11 protein-coding genes are annotated in these 17,040 nt (G+C 71.8%); 8 read left to right on the top strand and 3 right to left on the bottom strand.

Features of this window, described 5'->3' with window-relative positions:
- Window positions 1–221 precede the first annotated feature (221 nt).
- Window positions 222–1,844, bottom strand: coding sequence for a PucR family transcriptional regulator (locus tag ACWCP2_RS12345; protein WP_450908510.1), 1,623 nt, complete (start codon window positions 1,842–1,844; stop codon window positions 222–224).
- 181 nt (window positions 1,845–2,025) lie between these two features.
- Between ACWCP2_RS12345 and ACWCP2_RS12340 the strand changes: the two genes are divergently transcribed.
- The gene (locus ACWCP2_RS12340) at window positions 2,026–3,582 is read left to right on the top strand and encodes an APC family permease (protein WP_450908509.1); all 1,557 of its coding nucleotides are present in this window, start codon (window positions 2,026–2,028) and stop codon (window positions 3,580–3,582) included.
- Window positions 3,583–3,597: 15 nt separating this feature from the next.
- Complete coding sequence (locus ACWCP2_RS12335; RefSeq protein ID WP_450908508.1) at window positions 3,598–5,235, top strand: flavin monoamine oxidase family protein; 1,638 nt, start codon at window positions 3,598–3,600, stop codon at window positions 5,233–5,235.
- A gap of 20 nt (window positions 5,236–5,255) precedes the next feature.
- Here ACWCP2_RS12335 and ACWCP2_RS12330 read toward each other — a convergent pair whose 3' ends face one another.
- Both ACWCP2_RS12330 and ACWCP2_RS12325 read right to left on the bottom strand, forming a co-directional pair.
- A complete protein-coding gene (locus ACWCP2_RS12330; RefSeq protein ID WP_450908507.1) occupies window positions 5,256–6,638 on the bottom strand; it encodes an FAD-binding protein in 1,383 nt (460 codons plus the stop codon).
- A 51-nt stretch (window positions 6,639–6,689) separates the two neighbouring features.
- The gene (locus tag ACWCP2_RS12325; RefSeq protein WP_450908506.1) at window positions 6,690–8,495 is read right to left on the bottom strand and encodes a glycoside hydrolase family 15 protein; all 1,806 of its coding nucleotides are present in this window, start codon (window positions 8,493–8,495) and stop codon (window positions 6,690–6,692) included.
- A 527-nt stretch (window positions 8,496–9,022) separates the two neighbouring features.
- On the opposite strand from ACWCP2_RS12325, the gene ACWCP2_RS12320 reads away from it, so the two are divergent.
- The 6 genes from ACWCP2_RS12320 to ACWCP2_RS12295 all read left to right on the top strand — a co-directional run bounded on the left by ACWCP2_RS12320 (window position 9,023) and on the right by ACWCP2_RS12295 (window position 16,786).
- Entirely contained in the window at window positions 9,023–10,675 is a 1,653-nt protein-coding gene (locus ACWCP2_RS12320; protein WP_450908505.1) for a CTP synthase, read from the top strand.
- Window positions 10,676–10,760: 85 nt separating this feature from the next.
- Window positions 10,761–11,393, top strand: coding sequence for an NUDIX domain-containing protein (locus tag ACWCP2_RS12315; protein WP_450908504.1), 633 nt, complete (start codon window positions 10,761–10,763; stop codon window positions 11,391–11,393).
- A 170-nt stretch (window positions 11,394–11,563) separates the two neighbouring features.
- Window positions 11,564–13,555, top strand: coding sequence for an NB-ARC domain-containing protein (locus ACWCP2_RS12310; protein WP_450908503.1), 1,992 nt, complete (start codon window positions 11,564–11,566; stop codon window positions 13,553–13,555).
- A gap of 152 nt (window positions 13,556–13,707) precedes the next feature.
- Window positions 13,708–14,823, top strand: coding sequence for an alanine dehydrogenase (gene ald, locus ACWCP2_RS12305; protein WP_450908502.1), 1,116 nt, complete (start codon window positions 13,708–13,710; stop codon window positions 14,821–14,823).
- 449 nt (window positions 14,824–15,272) lie between these two features.
- On the top strand, window positions 15,273–16,310 hold the full coding sequence (locus tag ACWCP2_RS12300) for a ParA family protein (RefSeq protein WP_243340996.1): 1,038 nt from the start codon (window positions 15,273–15,275) through the stop codon (window positions 16,308–16,310).
- Complete coding sequence (locus ACWCP2_RS12295) at window positions 16,295–16,786, top strand: hypothetical protein (RefSeq protein ID WP_450908501.1); 492 nt, start codon at window positions 16,295–16,297, stop codon at window positions 16,784–16,786. Before ACWCP2_RS12300 ends, ACWCP2_RS12295 begins: the two co-directional genes overlap by 16 nt.
- Window positions 16,787–17,040 lie beyond the last annotated feature (254 nt).

Here is a 17,040-nt window from a genome sequence, read left to right as displayed (position 1 = left end):
CGCCGGCGTTTGAGGCGCGGGGTCTGGGGCGGAGCCCCAGGGGGTCCGGGCGCAGCCCGGTGCCCCCCTTCAGCCTCGCCGGCGTTTGAGGCGCGGGTCCGGGCCGGCCCGGGGAACGGTGGAAGGGTGGGTAGGGGACTTCGCCCCGCAGGGCCGGCCGTCTGCGGCCGCCCACCGGGCTCGCGCCGGGACGGCGGTGGCGGCAGCCCCGACCGGCCGCGTCAAGAAGGAATCGCGTGGCGGCGGGCTCTGAGGGCCAGGCTCAGGGAGAGGACCGTTTCCGGGTCGTCGAGGTCCGCGCCCAGGAGCTCCGAGATGCGGGCCAGGCGGTTGTACAGCGTCTGGCGGTTCAGGTGGAGCTCGCGCGCGGTCTCCGCCTTGCGGCCCGCGTGGGCCAGGTACGTCTCCAGGGTGGGCAGGAGCGGCGGCCGGGAGACCGTGTCGTGGACGCGCAGGGCGCCGATCGCGCGGTCCACGAAGGCCGCCAGGTCGGGGTGTTCGCGCAGCCGCCACAGCAGCAGGTCGATGTCCAGGCGGCGGGCGTCGTACCAGGGCCGGGCGGGGAGGCCGTGCGCGGCCGTGGCGGTTTCGGCGGCGTGCCGCAGGCCCGCCGAGACCGTCGCCCAGCCGCCGCAGACGCCGACGACCACCGCCGGCGCCGCCCCCGCACGGTCCAGGCCGGCCCGCTCCACGCCGGCCCGCAGGGCCGCCGCGACGCGGTCGGAGACGGTCGTGCGTTCGGCGTCGGAGCGCAGGGAGACCAGGAGGGGGACGCGGCCTTCCACCGGGCGGACGCCGAGGAGGACCGGGACGCCGACGGAGGCGAGTTCCTCCAGGACGGCCCGGGCCAGGACCGCCCAGTTGCCGGAAGGGGCCAGGTCGGAGGAGAGCCGCATGACGATGGGCAGGAGCGGGCCGGAGCCCGGTTTGAAGCCCAGGACGCGGGCCTGCGCGGGGGCGTCCTCCGCCGAGATCCGCCCCTCGGCGAGGTCCGTGAGGAAATCGCCGCGGCCGCGCGCCGCCAGCTCGTCCTCCTGCCGGGCCTGCATCAGGACGACGGCCAGGACGCCGGCGGTCCGCTCCGCAGCCATCTTGTGCACGGGGAGCAGGGGCGCGGACACCCCCAGGAGGACCAGCCGGGCCCGTACGGAGCCGGTGCCGCGGCCGCCGCCCGGGACGTCGACCACCACGGCGTTGCCGGACGGCTCCGGATCGCGCTGGCCCCGTAGGCCCTCCCAGACCTGGAGCGGGTCGGCGGCGGCCTCGCCGGCGACCGGGCCCGCCGCGTACAGCAGCTGGCCGTCGGGGGTTTCCAGGAAGACCGGGTTCGCGGTGAAGTCGGCCAGGATGTGCAGGACTTGGGGGATTCCACCGCCGTCGAGCAGGGCTTCCGTACAGCGCCGGTGGACCTCCTCGGCCCGCTGGAGCAGTGCGTAGTGCCCGTTGACGATCTCGGTGTGGACCTCCTCCGTGACGGTGACGAAGGGGACCTCCCGGTGCAGCTGGACGAGGGGGAGGCCGACCGCGCGGGCCGTTTCCACCAGGGTGGCCGGAAGACGGGTGAAGCGGGGGCCCAGCTCGACGACCAGTGCGGCGATGCCGCGGTCCGCGAGGCGGCGTACGAAGGCGCGCTGCTCGGCGGGCCGGGTGCCGAGGCCGAGGCCGGTGGTCAGGAGCAGCTCGCCGCCCTTGAGCAGGGAGGCGATGTTGGGGACCTCGCCCGCGTGCACCCAGCGCACGGTCCGGCCGAGCCGGTCGGCGCAGGCCACGACCTCGGGAAGTCCGCTGCGCAGCCCCGGCAGCTCAAGTGCCCGCTGAACCGTGATCCCGCCCTGATTGTCCATATGCCGGACGCTACCGGGGCTCTTGTTCCGTGCACATCACCGAGCGGTTACGGGGTCGGATCTACCCCCGTCCGGCCCGACAACTCGTCGCGCCCGTAAGGAGATTATCGGACCGCATGCCGATTGTGGCGTACGTCACGCGGGGCGAGAGTGAGCGCCCTCACGACAGGAACGAGGAGCCATGAGCACGGACAGCAGCACGGGCGGCGGCGCACCCCAGGTCCAGCGGCTGAAAGCCAATTCGGTGGGCCTGGTCGGAGTCGTCTTCATGGCCGTCGCCACCGCCGCTCCCATCACCGCGATGACCGGCAACCTGCCCATCGCCGTCGGCTTCGGCAACGGCATCGGCGCCCCGGCCGGCTACCTCTTCGCGACCGCCGTCCTGACGGTCTTCGCCGTCGGCTACGTCGCCATGGCCAAGCGGATCACCGCCGCGGGAGCCTTCTACGGGTACATCTCGCACGGCCTCGGCCGGATCGCCGGCATGGCCTCCGGGATGCTCGCGGTCCTCGCCTACATCGTCTTCGAGGCCTCGATCGTCGGCGTCTTCTCCTACTTCACCAAGACCACCGTCCACGACCAGCTCGGCGTGGACCTGCCCTGGATCGTCTACGCGGCCGGGATGATCGCGATCACCGCCGTCCTCGCGCACTTCGACATCAACCTCACCGCCCGTGCGCTGGGCGTGATGCTCGTCGCCGAGATCGCCGTCCTCTTCGCCGTCGCCACCGCCGTGCTCATCGCGGGCGGCGGCCCGGACGGCATCCCCGTCGAACCCCTCAACCCCAAGAACGCCTTCACCGGTGCCTCCGCCGGGCTGGGCCTCTTCTTCGCCTTCTGGTCCTGGGTCGGCTTCGAGTCCACCGCGATGTACGGGGAGGAGTCCCGGAACCCGAAGAAGGTCATCCCCAAGGCCACCCTGATCTCCGTCGTCGGCGTCGGCCTCTTCTACATCTACGTCTCGTGGATGACCATCGCGGGCAACGGCCTCACCAAGTCCGTGGAGCTCTCCGCCTCCGCGAGCCCGCTCGACCTGTTCTTCGCCCCGACCCAGACCTTCATCGGCGCCTGGGCCGTGGACGCCTTCCAGTGGCTGCTGCTCACCGGCTCCTTCGCCTGCGGCATGGCCTTCCACCAGTGCGCCGCCCGCTACCTCTACGCCATCGGCCGCGAGGGCTTCCTGCACCCGGGCCTGGGCCGTACGCACGCCAAGCACGGCTCCCCGTACATCTCCTCCATGGTGCAGACGGCCATCGCCACCGGCCTGGTCGCGCTGTTCTGGCTGACCGGGCAGGACCCGTACATCCACCTGTACACCCTGCTCGCGATCCTCGGCACCATGGCGATCCTCATCGTCCAGACCCTGTGCTCCTTCGCGGTGATCGGCTACTTCCGCAAGAACCACCCCGAGGACCGGCACTGGTTCCGCACCTTCACGGCCCCGCTGATCGGCGGCGTCGCCATGGCCGCCGTGGTGGTCCTGCTGCTGGTGAACATGAGGACGGCGGCCGGGCTGGCCGCCGACTCGTTCTTCTTCACGCTGATCCCGTGGATCGTCGGGGCCGTCTTCTTCGGCGGGCTGGGGCTGGGCCTGTGGCTGAAGTTCAAGGCCCCCGCGCGCTACGAGATCATCGGCCGCGTCGTCCTGGAGGACGCCGCCGAGCGCACCGACGAGCACGCCTCCGGACCCGCCGCCGGGCCCACCGATGAGTCCGCCCACTCCGCCGCGAACGTCTGAGAAGGAGCCACCGCCATGGCCCGTACCCCCCTCATGCACGCGCTCCGCCGGCTCGCCGCCGAACACGCCGCCGCCCGGCAGCTCCGCCTGCCCGTCGCCGAGGTGCGCGGCTCCACCCGCCGACAGCTCCTGGGACGCGCCGCCGCCCTCGGCCTCGGCACCGCCGTGGCCGGCGCGGCGCTCGCCCCGGCGGCCGCCCGCGCGGTGGAGGCCGCCGCCGACAAGAAGCCCGTGGCGCCGGCCCGCGTCGCCGTCGTGGGCGCCGGCATCTCGGGGCTGACCGCCGCACTCACCCTCAAGGACGCGGGCGTCCCCTTCACCCTCTACGAGGCCAACCCTAGCCGCGTCGGCGGCCGGATGTGGACCCAGCGCTCCCTGTGGGCCTACGGGCAGACCTCCGAGATCGGCGGTGAGCTGATCGACACCAGCCACAAGAAGATCCTGGAGCTGTGCCGCCGCTTCGGCCTCCCCACCGAGGACTTCCTCGGCGGCGGGCCCAACGGGGCGGAGGAGGTGCTCTGGTTCAACGGGACCTACTACCCGCGCACGCAGGCCGACGAGGACTTCAAGGCCGTCTACCAGGCGCTGCGCCGGGACCTCCAGGACGCGGGCGAGGTCTCCTGGAACTCCTCGACCCCCGCCGGCACGGCCCTCGACGACATGACCCTGTACCAGTGGATCGAGACGCGGATCCCCGGCGGGCACGGCTCGCAGCTCGGCCGCTTCATCGACGTGGCGTACAACGTCGAGTACGGGGCCGACACCCAGCAGCAGTCCGCGCTCGCGCTGGTCCTGCTGATGGGCTACCAGCCCAACCCGGGCCACTTCAACGTCTGGGGCCTGTCCAACGAGCGCTACCACATCACCGGCGGCAACGACCAGCTGCCGAACGCCATCGCCCAGGCCCTGCCCGCCGGTTCGACCGTGATGGGCCGCGAGCTGGTTGCCGTACGCGTCTCGGCCGACGGCACCCAGACGCTCACCTTCAACGACGCGGGCGCCACCCGCACCGTCGTCGCCGACCACACCGTCCTGTGCCTGCCGCTGCCCGTCCTCCAGCGCATCGACATCACGGGCGCCGGCTTCGACCCGCTGATGAAGAACCTCCTGCGCGACGCCCGCATGGGCTACTGCACCAAGCTCAACATGCAGTTCACCAGCCGCCCCTGGCGCGGCACCGGCCCCTGGCCGGGGGTCTCCGCCGGCGACTGCTTCACCGACGGCGAGGTCCAGCAGACCTGGGACACCACCAAGGTCCAGCCGGGCAACGGCGGCATCCTGCTCCAGTACGGCGGCGGCTCCCTGGCCGGGGCCCTCACCCCGGCGACCCCCTTCGCCACCGACTCCGACCCCTACGTGCGCACCCTCGCGGGCCGGATGCTCACCGGGATCGACGCCTTCTTCCCCGGCACCAAGGCGGCCTGGACCGGCAGGGCGCAGCTGTCGGCCTGGCACCGCAACCCGTACTCGCTCGGCGCGTACTCGTACTGGCCGACCGGCTACCTGCACAGGTACGCCAAGTACGAGGGCACCGCGCAGGGCCGGATCCACATCGGCGGGGAGCACTGCAGCTACGACTTCCAGGGCTTCATGGAAGGCGGCGCGACCGAGGGGGAGCGGGCGGCGAAGGAGGTGATCACCGCCCTCACGTAGCCCCCCGCGGGGACCGGGCCTCAGGCGGGCCGGATGTTGTGGTTGAAGCGGAAGACGTTGTCGGGATCGTACTCCCGCTTCAGCCGGCCCAGCCGCCGCATGTTCTCGGGCCCCAGGCCGGCCGCCACCCGGTCACCGCCCTCGTCCCCGGTGAAGTTGAGGTAGACCGCGCCGGTGCTCCACGGCCGGACGTCGGCGCGGACGTCCCTGACCCACTGGCGGCAGCGGTCGTCGTCGGCGGGATCCTCCCAGGCGCCGAACGGGTGCACCGCCCAGGGCGCGTCGCGGAAGGACACCGGGTAGTCGGCGGGACCCTCGGCGATCGCGCCGCCCTGGGGCCACACCACGTGCTGGGTGCCGCTCGGCACCGGCATGGAGTCCGCGCGGGCGCAGAACACGTCGACGAACGCGTCGGGCACGCCGGTGAGGTACTCCGCCGACCAGTGGTTCCGCAGGCCCGGCGGGTCGTCGAGCATGCACTGGAGGTCCGCGTAGGGGAGGGCGGTCACCATCTCCACCTCGTGCGGGATCGCCAGCAGCGGCGCGGCGAGCCGCCGCAGCTCCTCCTCGGGTCCCGCGTAGGTGACCAGCGCGCCCGCCAGCAGCGTGCCGACCAGGTGCGGCGGGACGAACTCCTCGGGCGGGCCGGTCAGGTAGAGGGCGCCGCCGCCGGCCTCGCGCGGCCCGTCCTCCATGACGTCCCGGTACGTACGGACCATCTCGGGCCCGCGCTCCGGCAGGTACAGCAGGAACGCCATGGACATGACCGGCAGTTCGTGCAGCCGCAGGGTCAGGGAGGTCGCGACGCCGAAGTTCCCGCCGCCGCCGTGCAGCCCCCAGAACAGCTCGGGATGGTCCTCCGCGGTCGCCGTCAGCATCTGACCGTCGGCCGTGACCAGGTCCACGGCGAGCAGGTTGTCCACCGCCAGGCCGAACTTCCGGTCCAGCCACCCGGTGCCGCCGCCCAGCACGAAACCGCCGACCCCGGTGGTGGAGACCCGGCCGCCGGTGGTGGCCAGGCCGTACGGCTCGCAGGCCCGGTCCAGATGGCTCATCGTGGCGCCGCCCCCGACGCGGACGGCCGCGGCACCCGGATGGACCGTCACCTCCCGCATCCGGCGCAGGTCCACGACCACGCCGCCGTCGTTCAGGGACATCCCGGCCACGCTGTGGCCGCCGCCGCGCACCGCCACCGGCAGGTCGAGCCGCCGTGCGAAACGCACGGCGGTCACCACGTCCACCGGGCTCTCGCACTGCGCGATGACGGCCGGCCGGCGGTCGATCATCCCGTTGTGGACGGCGCGGGCCTCGTCGTACCCCGGATCCTCCGGCGCCAGGACGGTGCCGGACAAGTCCTCGCGGAGCTCGGCGAGTGCCGTGCCCGCCTTCGAGAGGGGAGCCATGGCTGCCCCCTTCCGGGAGATGCGTAAGGGCCTACGACCCTTCCAGGTTAGTCAGCCCCCGTACGCCCCGCTCGCCGTCAGCCGCAGGGCCGTGTCGATCAGGGGGACGTGGCTGAAGGCCTGGGGGAAGTTGCCGACCTGGCGCTGCAGCCGCGGGTCCCATTCCTCGGCCAGCAGGCCCAGGTCGTTGCGGAGCGAGAGCAGCTTCTCGAAGAGCCGGCGTGCCTCGTCGACGCGGCCGATCATCGCCAGGTCGTCTGCCATCCAGAACGAGCACGCGAGGAAGGCCCCCTCGTCGCCCTCCAGGCCGTCCACACCGGCCTCCTCGCCCGCCGTGGGGTAGCGCAGGATGAAGCCGTCGGGGGTCGACAGCTCGCGCTGGATCGCCTCGATCGTGCCGATCACCCGCTTGTCGTCCGGCGGCAGGAAGCCCATCTGCGGGATCAGCAGGAGCGAGGCGTCCAGCTCCCTCGACCCGTAGGACTGCGTGAACGTGTTGCGTTCCTTGTCGTAGCCCTTCTCGCACACGTCCTGGTGGATCTCGTCGCGCAGCTCCCGCCAGCGCTCCAGCGGCCCGTCCGCGTCACCGCTCTCGATCAGCTTGATCGTGCGGTCCACGGCCACCCACGCCATCACCTTCGAGTGCACGAAGTGCCGGCGCGGACCGCGCACCTCCCAGATGCCCTCGTCGGGCTGGTCCCAGTTGCTCTCCAGATAGCGGATCAGCTTGAGCTGGAGCAGGGAGGCGTAGTCGTTGCGGGCCAGGCCCGTCATGTGGCCCAGGTGCAGGGCCTCGGTGACCTCGCCGTACACGTCGAGCTGGAGCTGCCCGGCGGCGCCGTTGCCGACCCGGACCGGGCCGGAGTTCTCGTAGCCCGGCAGCCAGTCGAGCTCGGTCTCGCCGAGCTCGCGCTCACCGGCGATCCCGTACATGATCTGCAGGTTCTCCGGGTCGCCGGCCACCGCGCGCAGCAGCCAGTCCCGCCAGGCGGAGGCCTCCTCGCGGTAGCCGGTGCGCAGCAGCGAGGACAGGGTGATGGCGGCGTCGCGCAGCCAGGTGTAGCGGTAGTCCCAGTTGCGGCTGCCGCCGATCTCCTCCGGGAGAGAGGTGGTGGGCGCCGCGACGATCCCGCCCGTGGGGGCGTACGTGAGGGCCTTGAGGGTGATCAGGGAACGGATCACCGCCTCCCGGTAGGGGCCGTGGTACGTGCACTGCTCGACCCAGTCCCGCCAGAACTCGGTGGTGGCCTCCAGGGCCTCCTCCGCCTCCGGCGGCTGCGGCGGCTCCTTGTGCGAGGGCTGCCAGCTGATGCAGAAGGCCATCCGGTCGCCGGGCCCGACGGTGAAGTCGGAGTACGTCGTCAGGTCCTTGCCGTACGTCTGCGCCTCGGTGTCCAGCCAGACCGAGTCGGGGCCCGCCACGGCCACGGTCCGGTCGTCGACCCGGTGCACCCAGGGCACGACCCGGCCGTAGCTGAAACGCATGCGCAGGGCGGAGCGCATGGGGACGCGCCCGCTGATGCCCTCCACGATGCGGATGAGCTGCGGTGCGTGGTCCTCGCGGGGCGGCATGAAGTCGATCACACGGACCGTGCCGCGCGGGGTGTCCCACTCCGACTCCAGGACCAGCGAGTCACCGCGGTAGCGGCGCCGGGTGGCACGCGGGGCCTCGGTACCGGCCGGGAACGCCGGGCCGATCCGCCAGAACCCGTGTTCCTCGGTGCCGAGAATGCTCGCGAAGACGGCATGGGAATCGAAGCGTGGCAGGCACAGCCAGTCCACCGCCCCGTCCCGGCAGACCAATGCCGCGGTCTGCATGTCGCCGATCAGTGCGTAATCCTCGATGCGCCCGGACACGTTGCATCTCCAGTCGAACAGCCACGTCCGCCCCGAAGGGCGCTTGCATTGCGCGATGCCGCGGATTCTCCGGTGATGTGGATGTCCGCGTCCAGCCCATGATTCCGGAACCGGACGGGTTACGCCGTTCGCGGGGCCGCTCGGCGGTGATGTGATCGAGATCCGAGCAGGACAAGACGGCACCCTAGTGATCCCCGTCAGCTTGGGAACAATGGGGTTCGGCCGAACGGGTGATCGGAGGCCGTGCGGCGGTGACGGACCCCGCGGACATCGTCGGGGCCGCCCCTCGAAAAATTCTCGGACAGCCCTCGGACAGCGCTCGCAGACCCCTCGGGCGGCCCCCGCCGCGTGGCCGGAGGCGGACCGGCCCGGGCGCTGATAGGCTGGTATCCCGTGGACCGGTGGTCTGCCTGTGCAAATCAGGAGCCCCGAAACCGCAGCTTCGGCGCCCCCTGAGACCCTCCGGTTCGATGGTGGCCGGCGCCGGACGCACCTCACTTCGCGACCACGGGAGCCCCCTCTTGGCGATGCCGCCCAAATCCATGACGACCAAGCACATCTTCGTCACCGGGGGTGTCGCTTCCTCCCTCGGCAAGGGCCTGACGGCCTCCAGCCTGGGTGCGCTGCTGAAGGCGCGCGGTCTTCGGGTCACGATGCAGAAGCTCGACCCGTATCTGAACGTCGACCCGGGCACGATGAACCCGTTCCAGCACGGTGAGGTGTTCGTCACCAACGACGGCGCCGAGACCGACCTGGACATCGGCCACTACGAGCGTTTCCTGGACGTCGACCTCGACGGTTCGGCGAACGTCACGACCGGCCAGGTGTATTCGCAGGTCATCGCGAAGGAGCGGCGCGGCGAGTACCTCGGTGACACGGTGCAGGTCATCCCGCACATCACCAACGAGATCAAGCACCGCATCCGCCGCATGGCCACCGACGACGTCGACGTCGTCATCACCGAGGTGGGTGGCACGGTCGGCGACATCGAGTCGCTGCCGTTCCTGGAGACGGTCCGCCAGGTCCGCCACGAGGTGGGCCGCGACAACGTCTTCGTCGTGCACATCTCGCTCCTGCCCTACATCGGCCCCTCCGGCGAGCTGAAGACCAAGCCGACCCAGCACTCGGTGGCGGCGCTGCGCAACATCGGCATCCAGCCGGACGCGATCGTGCTGCGCGCCGACCGCGAGGTCCCGACCTCGATCAAGCGCAAGATCTCGCTGATGTGCGATGTCGACGAGGAGGCCGTGGTCGCCGCGATCGACGCCAAGTCGATCTACGACATCCCGAAGGTCCTGCACACCGAGGGCCTGGACGCGTACGTGGTGCGCAAGCTGGACCTGCCGTTCCGTGACGTCAACTGGACGGTGTGGGAGGACCTGCTGGACCGGGTCCACAACCCGGACCACGAGGTCAAGGTCGCACTCGTCGGCAAGTACATCGACCTGCCGGACGCCTACCTGTCGGTGACCGAGGCGCTGCGCGCGGGCGGTTTCGCCAACCGGGCGCGGGTGCAGATCAAGTGGGTCACCTCCGACGACTGCAAGACGGCGGCCGGCGCGGCCGCGCAGCTGTCCGACGTGGACGCGATCTGCGTGCCGGGCGGTTTCGGCGACCGGGGTGTCAACGGCAAGGTCGGCGCGATCACCTACGCCCGCGAGCACAAGATCCCGCTGCTCGGCCTCTGCCTGGGTCTGCAGTGCGTGGTCATCGAGGCGGCGCGGAACCTGGCGGGCATCGAGGACGCGAACTCCACCGAGTTCGATGCCTCGACCCCCAACCCGGTGATTTCCACGATGGAGGAGCAGCTGGCCTTCGTCGAGGGCGCGGGTGACCTGGGCGGCACGATGCGTCTGGGCATGTACCCGGCGAAGCTCGCCGAGGGTTCCATCGTGCGCGAGGTCTACGGCGACCAGGCGTACGTGGACGAGCGCCACCGGCACCGCTACGAGGTCAACAACGCCTACCGCGGCGAGCTGGAGAAGAAGGCCGGTCTGGTCTTCTCGGGCACTTCCCCCGACAACAAGCTCGTCGAGTACGTGGAGTACCCGCGCGAGGTCCACCCCTACCTGGTGGCCACCCAGGCCCACCCGGAGCTGCGCTCGCGCCCCACGCGCCCGCACCCGCTCTTCGCGGGTCTGGTCAAGGCGGCCGTGGAGCGGCAGCAGGCGGCGAAGTAGCCGACGCGGTCCGACCGCATAACGTAGGCAGCCGGGGTACGGAGATCCGTACCCCGGCTGTCGCGCGTTGTGGAGGGCTTCGGGCATGGAGATCAAGGACAGGTCGGAATCCTGGGAGACGCTGTCGACGCAGCGGCCGTTCCAGGGCGCGAAGACGGCGGTCGCCTCCGACGAGGTACGGATGCCGGACGGGTCCGTGGCCCGCCGCGACTACCAGGTGCACCCCGGCTCGGTGTGCGTGCTGGCCCTGGACGACGCGGGGCGGGTGCTGGTGCTGAGCCAGTACCGGCACCCGGTGCGGCGGCGGCTCTGGGAGCTCCCGGCGGGGCTGCTGGACATCGTCGGGGAGAACCCGCTGCACGGGGCCCAGCGCGAGCTGCAGGAGGAGGCGCACGTCAAGGCCGAGGACTGGCGGGTGCTGGCCGACTTCTACGCGTCCCCCGGCGGCTCCGACGAAGCCACGCGGATCTTCCTCGCGCGGGGGGTCTGCGAGGCGGACGGCGAGCGCTACGCGGAGTCGGGGTCGGAGGAGGCGGACATGGAGGTGGCGTGGGTGCCGCTCCCCGAGCTGGTACGGGGCGTCCTGGCGGGCGAGCTGGGCAATCCCGGGCTCGTCACGGGAGCCCTGGCCCTCTCGGCGGCCCTGTCCACCGACCCGGCGCTGACCTCCCTCCGCCCGGCGGACGCCCCCTGGCAGGCCCGGCCGTACGAGGCGTAGCCCCCCGGCCCCGGCCGCATGCGTGTCCGGGCTCCGCCGGATGGACTCCGTGTTGAATAAAACAGCCCATCCGCTGATCCGATCGGGCGATTTGTCCGCCGCGCTCCACCCTGTCCGTCGCTCTGCGTGAACTACGCTCGCAATCCGAAGGCAGCGAGAGGAGCGGATCCGTGACGGATTTCGTCGGGCGGCGGCGTGAGCTCAAGGAGCTCCGCGAGGACATCGCGCGAACCGGGCTCGACACCCTCTCCGGCCGCAAGGCCAAGTCCCCGCGGGCCCGGGTGCTGCTCGTCGCCGGGCGGCCCGGCTCCGGGCGGACCGCTCTCGCCGAGGCGCTGGTGCGCGAGATCGCCGGGGACTATCCCGACGGGGTGCTCAGGGTCAGGCTCACCGCCCCCACGGGCGAGAGCGTCGCCACCGAGCGTGCCGTCCGCACCCTCCTGGAGGGGCTCGGGCAGTCCACCCCGCCGGGCGCCGGGGAGGACGATCTCAGCTCCGCCCTGCGCACGGCCCTGGCCGGCCGCCGTACCGTCCTGCTCGTCGACGACGCCGCCGATCCGCACCAGGTCGACGCCCTGCTGCCGGACACCCCCGAGTGCCTGGTCGTCGTCACCTCGGAGGGCCCCCTGACCGGGATTCCGGACGTCCGGCCCTGCACGCTGGGCGGCCTCGACACCCCCTCGGCCGTCCGCATGCTGGTCCAGCGCATCGGCGACATCCGCGCGGCCAACGACCCGCGCGCGGCCGAAGCCCTCGCCGAGGAGTGCGGCGGCCAGCCCGCCGCGCTCGCCCTCGCGGGCGGCTGGCTCGCCGCACGCCCCAAGGCCTCCGTGGCGGACGTCGGCAAGCAGCTGCACGACATGCCCGCCGGTGTCGGCGGCCCGGTCGCCAAGGCCTTCCGGCTCGTCTACGAATCCCTCCCGCAGCCCGCCCAGCGGACCCTGCGGCTCCTTCCGCTCGCCCCCGCGGGCCTCGTCGACTCCCACGTCGCCTCCGCGCTGGCCGGCTGTTCCGTGGCCGCCGCGCAGTCGACGCTGGAGGATTTCGCCGCGCTGGGCCTGCTGCGGCCCGCGCACGACGGGCTGTACCTGCTGCCCGGCTGCCTCGCACCGCTGCTCCAGGCCCTGCTGGAGGCCAAGGAGCGGCCCGCCGAGGTCCAGCTCGCGCGGGCCCGGATGCTGGAGCGCACCGTACGGCTGCTGCAGTCCTGCCGGGCCATGGCCGAGCCGGACGAGGCCGGGCACGACGGGCCCGGCGGGGTCGTCGGGGCGCCGGAGAAGCTCGACGGGGTGCCGCGCGCGCTGCGCTTCGCCGACCGGCGGGCGGCGGAGACCTGGCTGAACACCCGGCTGCCCGCGCTGCTGGCCGCGGCCTCGCTGGCCGTGGCCGACGGGGAGCTGGACACCCTGGCGCGCAGGTTCGTGGCGGCGCTGGCGCGGGCGCTGTCCGAGCACCGCGGCACCGCCGGGGCCGCGCCCGAGCTCTACGGGCTGCACCAGCTCGTGCTGGACGTGGCCGAGCGGCGCGATCTGCACCGGGAACAGGCGGCCGCGCTGCTGAACCTGGCCGATCTGGACGCCGAGACGGGCCGGACCCGGGAGGCGCTGGACCGCTACCGGGCCGCGCTGGACGCGGGAAAGGCGGCGAACGACCCGTACGCGTCGGGCCGCGCGATGGAATCCGTAGGCGGTGCGCACCAGGAGCTGGGGGACTGGCACCGGGCCTCCGACTGGTTCGGCCGGGCCCTGTCCCACGCCCTCGCGCGGGGGGAGCGGGCGGACGAGGCGCGGCTGTACGGACGGCTGGGAAATGTGCACACCTACGCGGGCCGGTACGGGGACGCGCTGCGCAGCTGGCGGGCCGCCTCGGCCGGCTACCGGAAGCTCGCCGATGTCCCGGGCCAGGCAAAGGCGTTGAGCGAGATGGCACGGATCCAGGAGTACGCGGGGCGGCCCGAGGAATCGCTGCACACCTGCCGGGAGGCGGTGGAGCTCGCGCGCAAGGCCGGGGACCTGCGGCTTCAGGCCGCGCTGCAGGTGCGGCTGGCGGACACGCTGGACCGGCTCGGGGACCCGGCGGCGGCCAGGCTGCACCGGTCCGCAGCCGACAGATTGCTGGGAGATGACCCCGCAGCCTGCGAAATCCGCAGCGTTTCCGACTGAGATTATTCGTTTGCAAGGCTAGACAGCCGCTCATCCTTCATTAGACTGGCTTCACCAGGTCATCCTCTGGTGCATCCCGTTGCGCGTTCTTGTGGACGGGTTTGTATGGAAGTAGCCCGAAACATCCCCTGAGCCAAGGACCGTGAGTCACGATGAAGGTCGGCATCCCCCGCGAGGTCAAGAACAACGAGTTCCGGGTCGCCATCACGCCCGCCGGCGTGCATGAGCTGGTCCGCAACGGCCACCAGGTCTTCGTCGAGCAGAACGCCGGTGTGGGCTCCTCGATCACGGACGCGGAGTACGTCTCCGCCGGCGCCGAGATCCTCGGCACCGCCGACGAGGTCTGGGCGACCGCTGACCTGCTGCTGAAGGTCAAGGAGCCCATCGCGGAGGAGTACCACCGCCTCCGCAAGGACCAGACCCTCTTCACCTACCTGCACCTCGCGGCCTCCCGCGAGTGCACGGACGCCCTGCTGGAGTCCGGCACCACCGCCATCGCCTACGAGACGGTCGAGACGGCGAACCGCGCCCTCCCGCTGCTCGCCCCGATGTCCGAGGTCGCGGGCCGCCTGGCCCCGCAGGTCGGCGCCTACCACCTGATGCGTTCGGTCGGCGGCCGCGGCGTGCTCCCCGGCGGCGTCCCCGGCACCCACGCCGGCGAGTGCGTGGTCATCGGCGGCGGCGTCTCCGGCTGGAACGCCGTGCAGATCGCCGTCGGCATGGGCTTCCACGTGACCCTGCTGGACCGCGACATCAACAAGCTCCGCGAGGCCGACAAGATCTTCGGCACGAAGATCAAGACGATCGTCTCCAACGCCTTCGAGCTGGAGAAGGCCGTCATCGAGGCCGACCTCGTCATCGGCGCGGTGCTGATCCCGGGTGCGAAGGCCCCGAAGCTGGTCACCAACGAGCTCGTCGCCAAGATGAAGCCCGGAAGTGTCCTTGTCGACATTGCGATCGACCAGGGCGGCTGCTTCGAGGACTCCCGCGCGACCACCCACGCCGAGCCGACCTTCCAGGTCCACAACTCGGTCTTCTACTGCGTCGCCAACATGCCGGGCGCGGTGCCGAACACCTCCACGTACGCGCTGACCAACGCCACGCTGCCCTACATCGTGCAGCTCGCGAACCTCGGCTGGGCCGAGGCGCTGCGTCGCGACCCCGCGCTCGCCCTGGGCCTCAACACCCATGACGGCCAGGTCGTTTACCGTGAGGTCGCCGAGGCGCACGGTCTCGAGACCCTCGAGCTGAGCACGCTGCTCGGCTGAGCCGTCAACGACTGACGTCAATCTCACGTATCCGGCCGGACCTTGCTCGCGAGGTCCGGCCGGAGGCGTACCCGGGGTCGCCCGCGAGGCCGCTCAACTCGCCTCGAACGTAACCCTTTAACCCTTTCGCACACCCGCGAAACTTCCCGGCGACAGCTCGTGCGCCCTTGACAGAGTCGTGTTCGGTTGCCGACACATCGCGGCGGGTCCGGCGGATTGTGTTGCCGCTGAGTGGTGACACGCCATAGAGTCGCCAACCGTCGGCATGGTGCCACGCTGACCTATCGATAAGTGTCCTGGTCACGTCCGAGGAGGTAAGACGACTTGTGAATGAGTCGACATTTGCTCCTGGAGGTGGTCGAGCAGGAGGGCCTGCGCGGGGCCAGGGTCCTGCCGGAATCGAAGCCGTGGGATCCGTAGCGGTCCGCACCTTCGCAAACCACCAGCACATGACGACGCCCCAAAAGAGCATGGACGGCCTAGACGTGAACTCCAGGGCCGGCGACCCGAGCGGCGACAAGCCCGTGGGTTTCGCCGACTACGAACAGGTGCCCGAGGGGCATTTCTACGACCCCGACGCGGAGTACGAGCCCGACCCCGAGTACGCGGCCACTCTCGCCCCCGACGCTGCCCGCCAGCGCCGTGAGCGGATCGGCCCGACCGGAAGGCCGCTGCCGTACTTCCCGATCCCGGGTCCGCTGACCGACCACGGTCCGGCGACGATCATCGCGATGTGCAACCAGAAGGGCGGCGTGGGCAAGACCACGTCGACCATCAACCTGGGTGCGGCGCTCGCGGAGTACGGGCGCCGGGTGCTGCTCGTCGACTTCGACCCGCAGGGCGCGCTGTCGGTCGGCCTCGGGGTCAACCCGATGGAACTCGACCTGACGGTCTACAACCTGCTCATGGAGCGGGGCATGTCGGCCGACGAGGTGCTGCTGAAGACGGCGGTCCCCAACATGGACCTGCTGCCGAGCAACATCGACCTGTCCGCCGCCGAAGTGCAGTTGGTCAGCGAGGTCGCGCGCGAGTCGACGCTGCAGCGGGCCCTGAAGCCCCTGCTGCCCGACTACGACTACATCGTGATCGACTGTCAGCCCTCGCTCGGCCTGCTGACCGTGAACGCCCTGACGGCGGCTCACAAGGTCATCGTGCCGCTGGAGTGCGAGTTCTTCGCACTGCGCGGTGTGGCCCTGCTGACCGAGACCATCGAGAAGGTGCAGGAGCGGCTCAACCCGGAGCTGGAGCTCGACGGCATCCTCGCCACGATGTACGACTCCCGTACGGTGCACAGCCGCGAGGTGCTGGCGCGCGTCGTCGAGGCCTTCGACGACCACGTCTACCACACGGTCATCGGCCGCACGGTGCGGTTCCCGGAGACCACGGTCGCCGGCGAGCCGATCACCACGTACGCGTCCAACTCCGTCGGCGCCGCCGCCTACCGCCAGCTGGCCAGGGAGGTGCTCGCCCGGTGTCCCGCCGAGTGAGTCTGCCCGGAGCCGACGAACTGTTCCGTACGACCGGGGGGATGGCACTGACGTCCTCCTCGCCGAACTCGGCGCGGGGCGTGGAGCACGCGGCTTCGGCCGCGGAGGGCACGGCGGGAGAGGGCCGCAGCCGGGAGGCTGAGGCCGGCACGGAGCCGGGCATCGGCCCGCAGCGGCGTCCGCAGGAAGGTTCCGGTAACGCCGTCCCCGCCCCCACCCCCGGCCGGGGGAAGGGGCCGGGCCGGGGCGCGAACCGGCGGCCCAGCGGGCGCGAGCGGCACGACGAGAAGATCACGGTCTACGTCTCCGCGGAGGAGCTCATGGACCTGGAACACGCGCGGCTGGTGCTGCGCGGGGAGCACGGGCTCGCGGTCGACCGCGGGCGGATCGTGCGGGAGGCCGTCGCGGTGGTCCTGGCGGACCTGGAGTCCCGTGGGGACGCGAGCATTCTGGTGCGGCGGTTGCGGGGGCGCTGAGCCCCTGCGGGGGCTCGGGCGGGCCTGGTCTGCCCGACCCTCCGGGCGGGTGCGGGCGGGCCGCCCTGCGGGGCCGGGTCCCCTGCCCGCCCTTCGCCCGTTCCCCGGGCCCTGCCCGGACCCGGTCCTCAAGCGCCGGACGGGCTGGGAGGGCGTACCGGGCTCCGCCCCCGGACCCCCTGGGGCTCCGCCCCCGGACCCCCTGGGGCTCCGCCCCCGGACCCCCTGGGGCTCCGCCCCCGGACCCCCTGGGG

It is taken from the genome of Streptomyces sp. NPDC002104 (assembly GCF_053593795.1).
This window is presented reverse-complemented; position numbering and strand designations above follow the sequence as displayed.

Excerpts from the sequence above, each read along its gene's own strand:
- ACWCP2_RS12345 (WP_450908510.1), bottom strand. The coding sequence starts at position 1,844 with ATGGACAATCAGGGCGGGATCACGGTTCAGCGGGCACTTGAGCTGCCG.
- ACWCP2_RS12340 (WP_450908509.1), top strand. The coding sequence starts at position 2,026 with ATGAGCACGGACAGCAGCACGGGCGGCGGCGCACCCCAGGTCCAGCGG.
- ACWCP2_RS12335 (WP_450908508.1), top strand. The coding sequence starts at position 3,598 with ATGGCCCGTACCCCCCTCATGCACGCGCTCCGCCGGCTCGCCGCCGAA.
- ACWCP2_RS12330 (WP_450908507.1), bottom strand. The coding sequence starts at position 6,638 with ATGGCTCCCCTCTCGAAGGCGGGCACGGCACTCGCCGAGCTCCGCGAG.
- ACWCP2_RS12320 (WP_450908505.1), top strand. The coding sequence starts at position 9,023 with ATGCCGCCCAAATCCATGACGACCAAGCACATCTTCGTCACCGGGGGT.
- ACWCP2_RS12315 (WP_450908504.1), top strand. The coding sequence starts at position 10,761 with ATGGAGATCAAGGACAGGTCGGAATCCTGGGAGACGCTGTCGACGCAG.
- ald (WP_450908502.1), top strand. The coding sequence starts at position 13,708 with ATGAAGGTCGGCATCCCCCGCGAGGTCAAGAACAACGAGTTCCGGGTC.
- ACWCP2_RS12300 (WP_243340996.1), top strand. The coding sequence starts at position 15,273 with ATGACGACGCCCCAAAAGAGCATGGACGGCCTAGACGTGAACTCCAGG.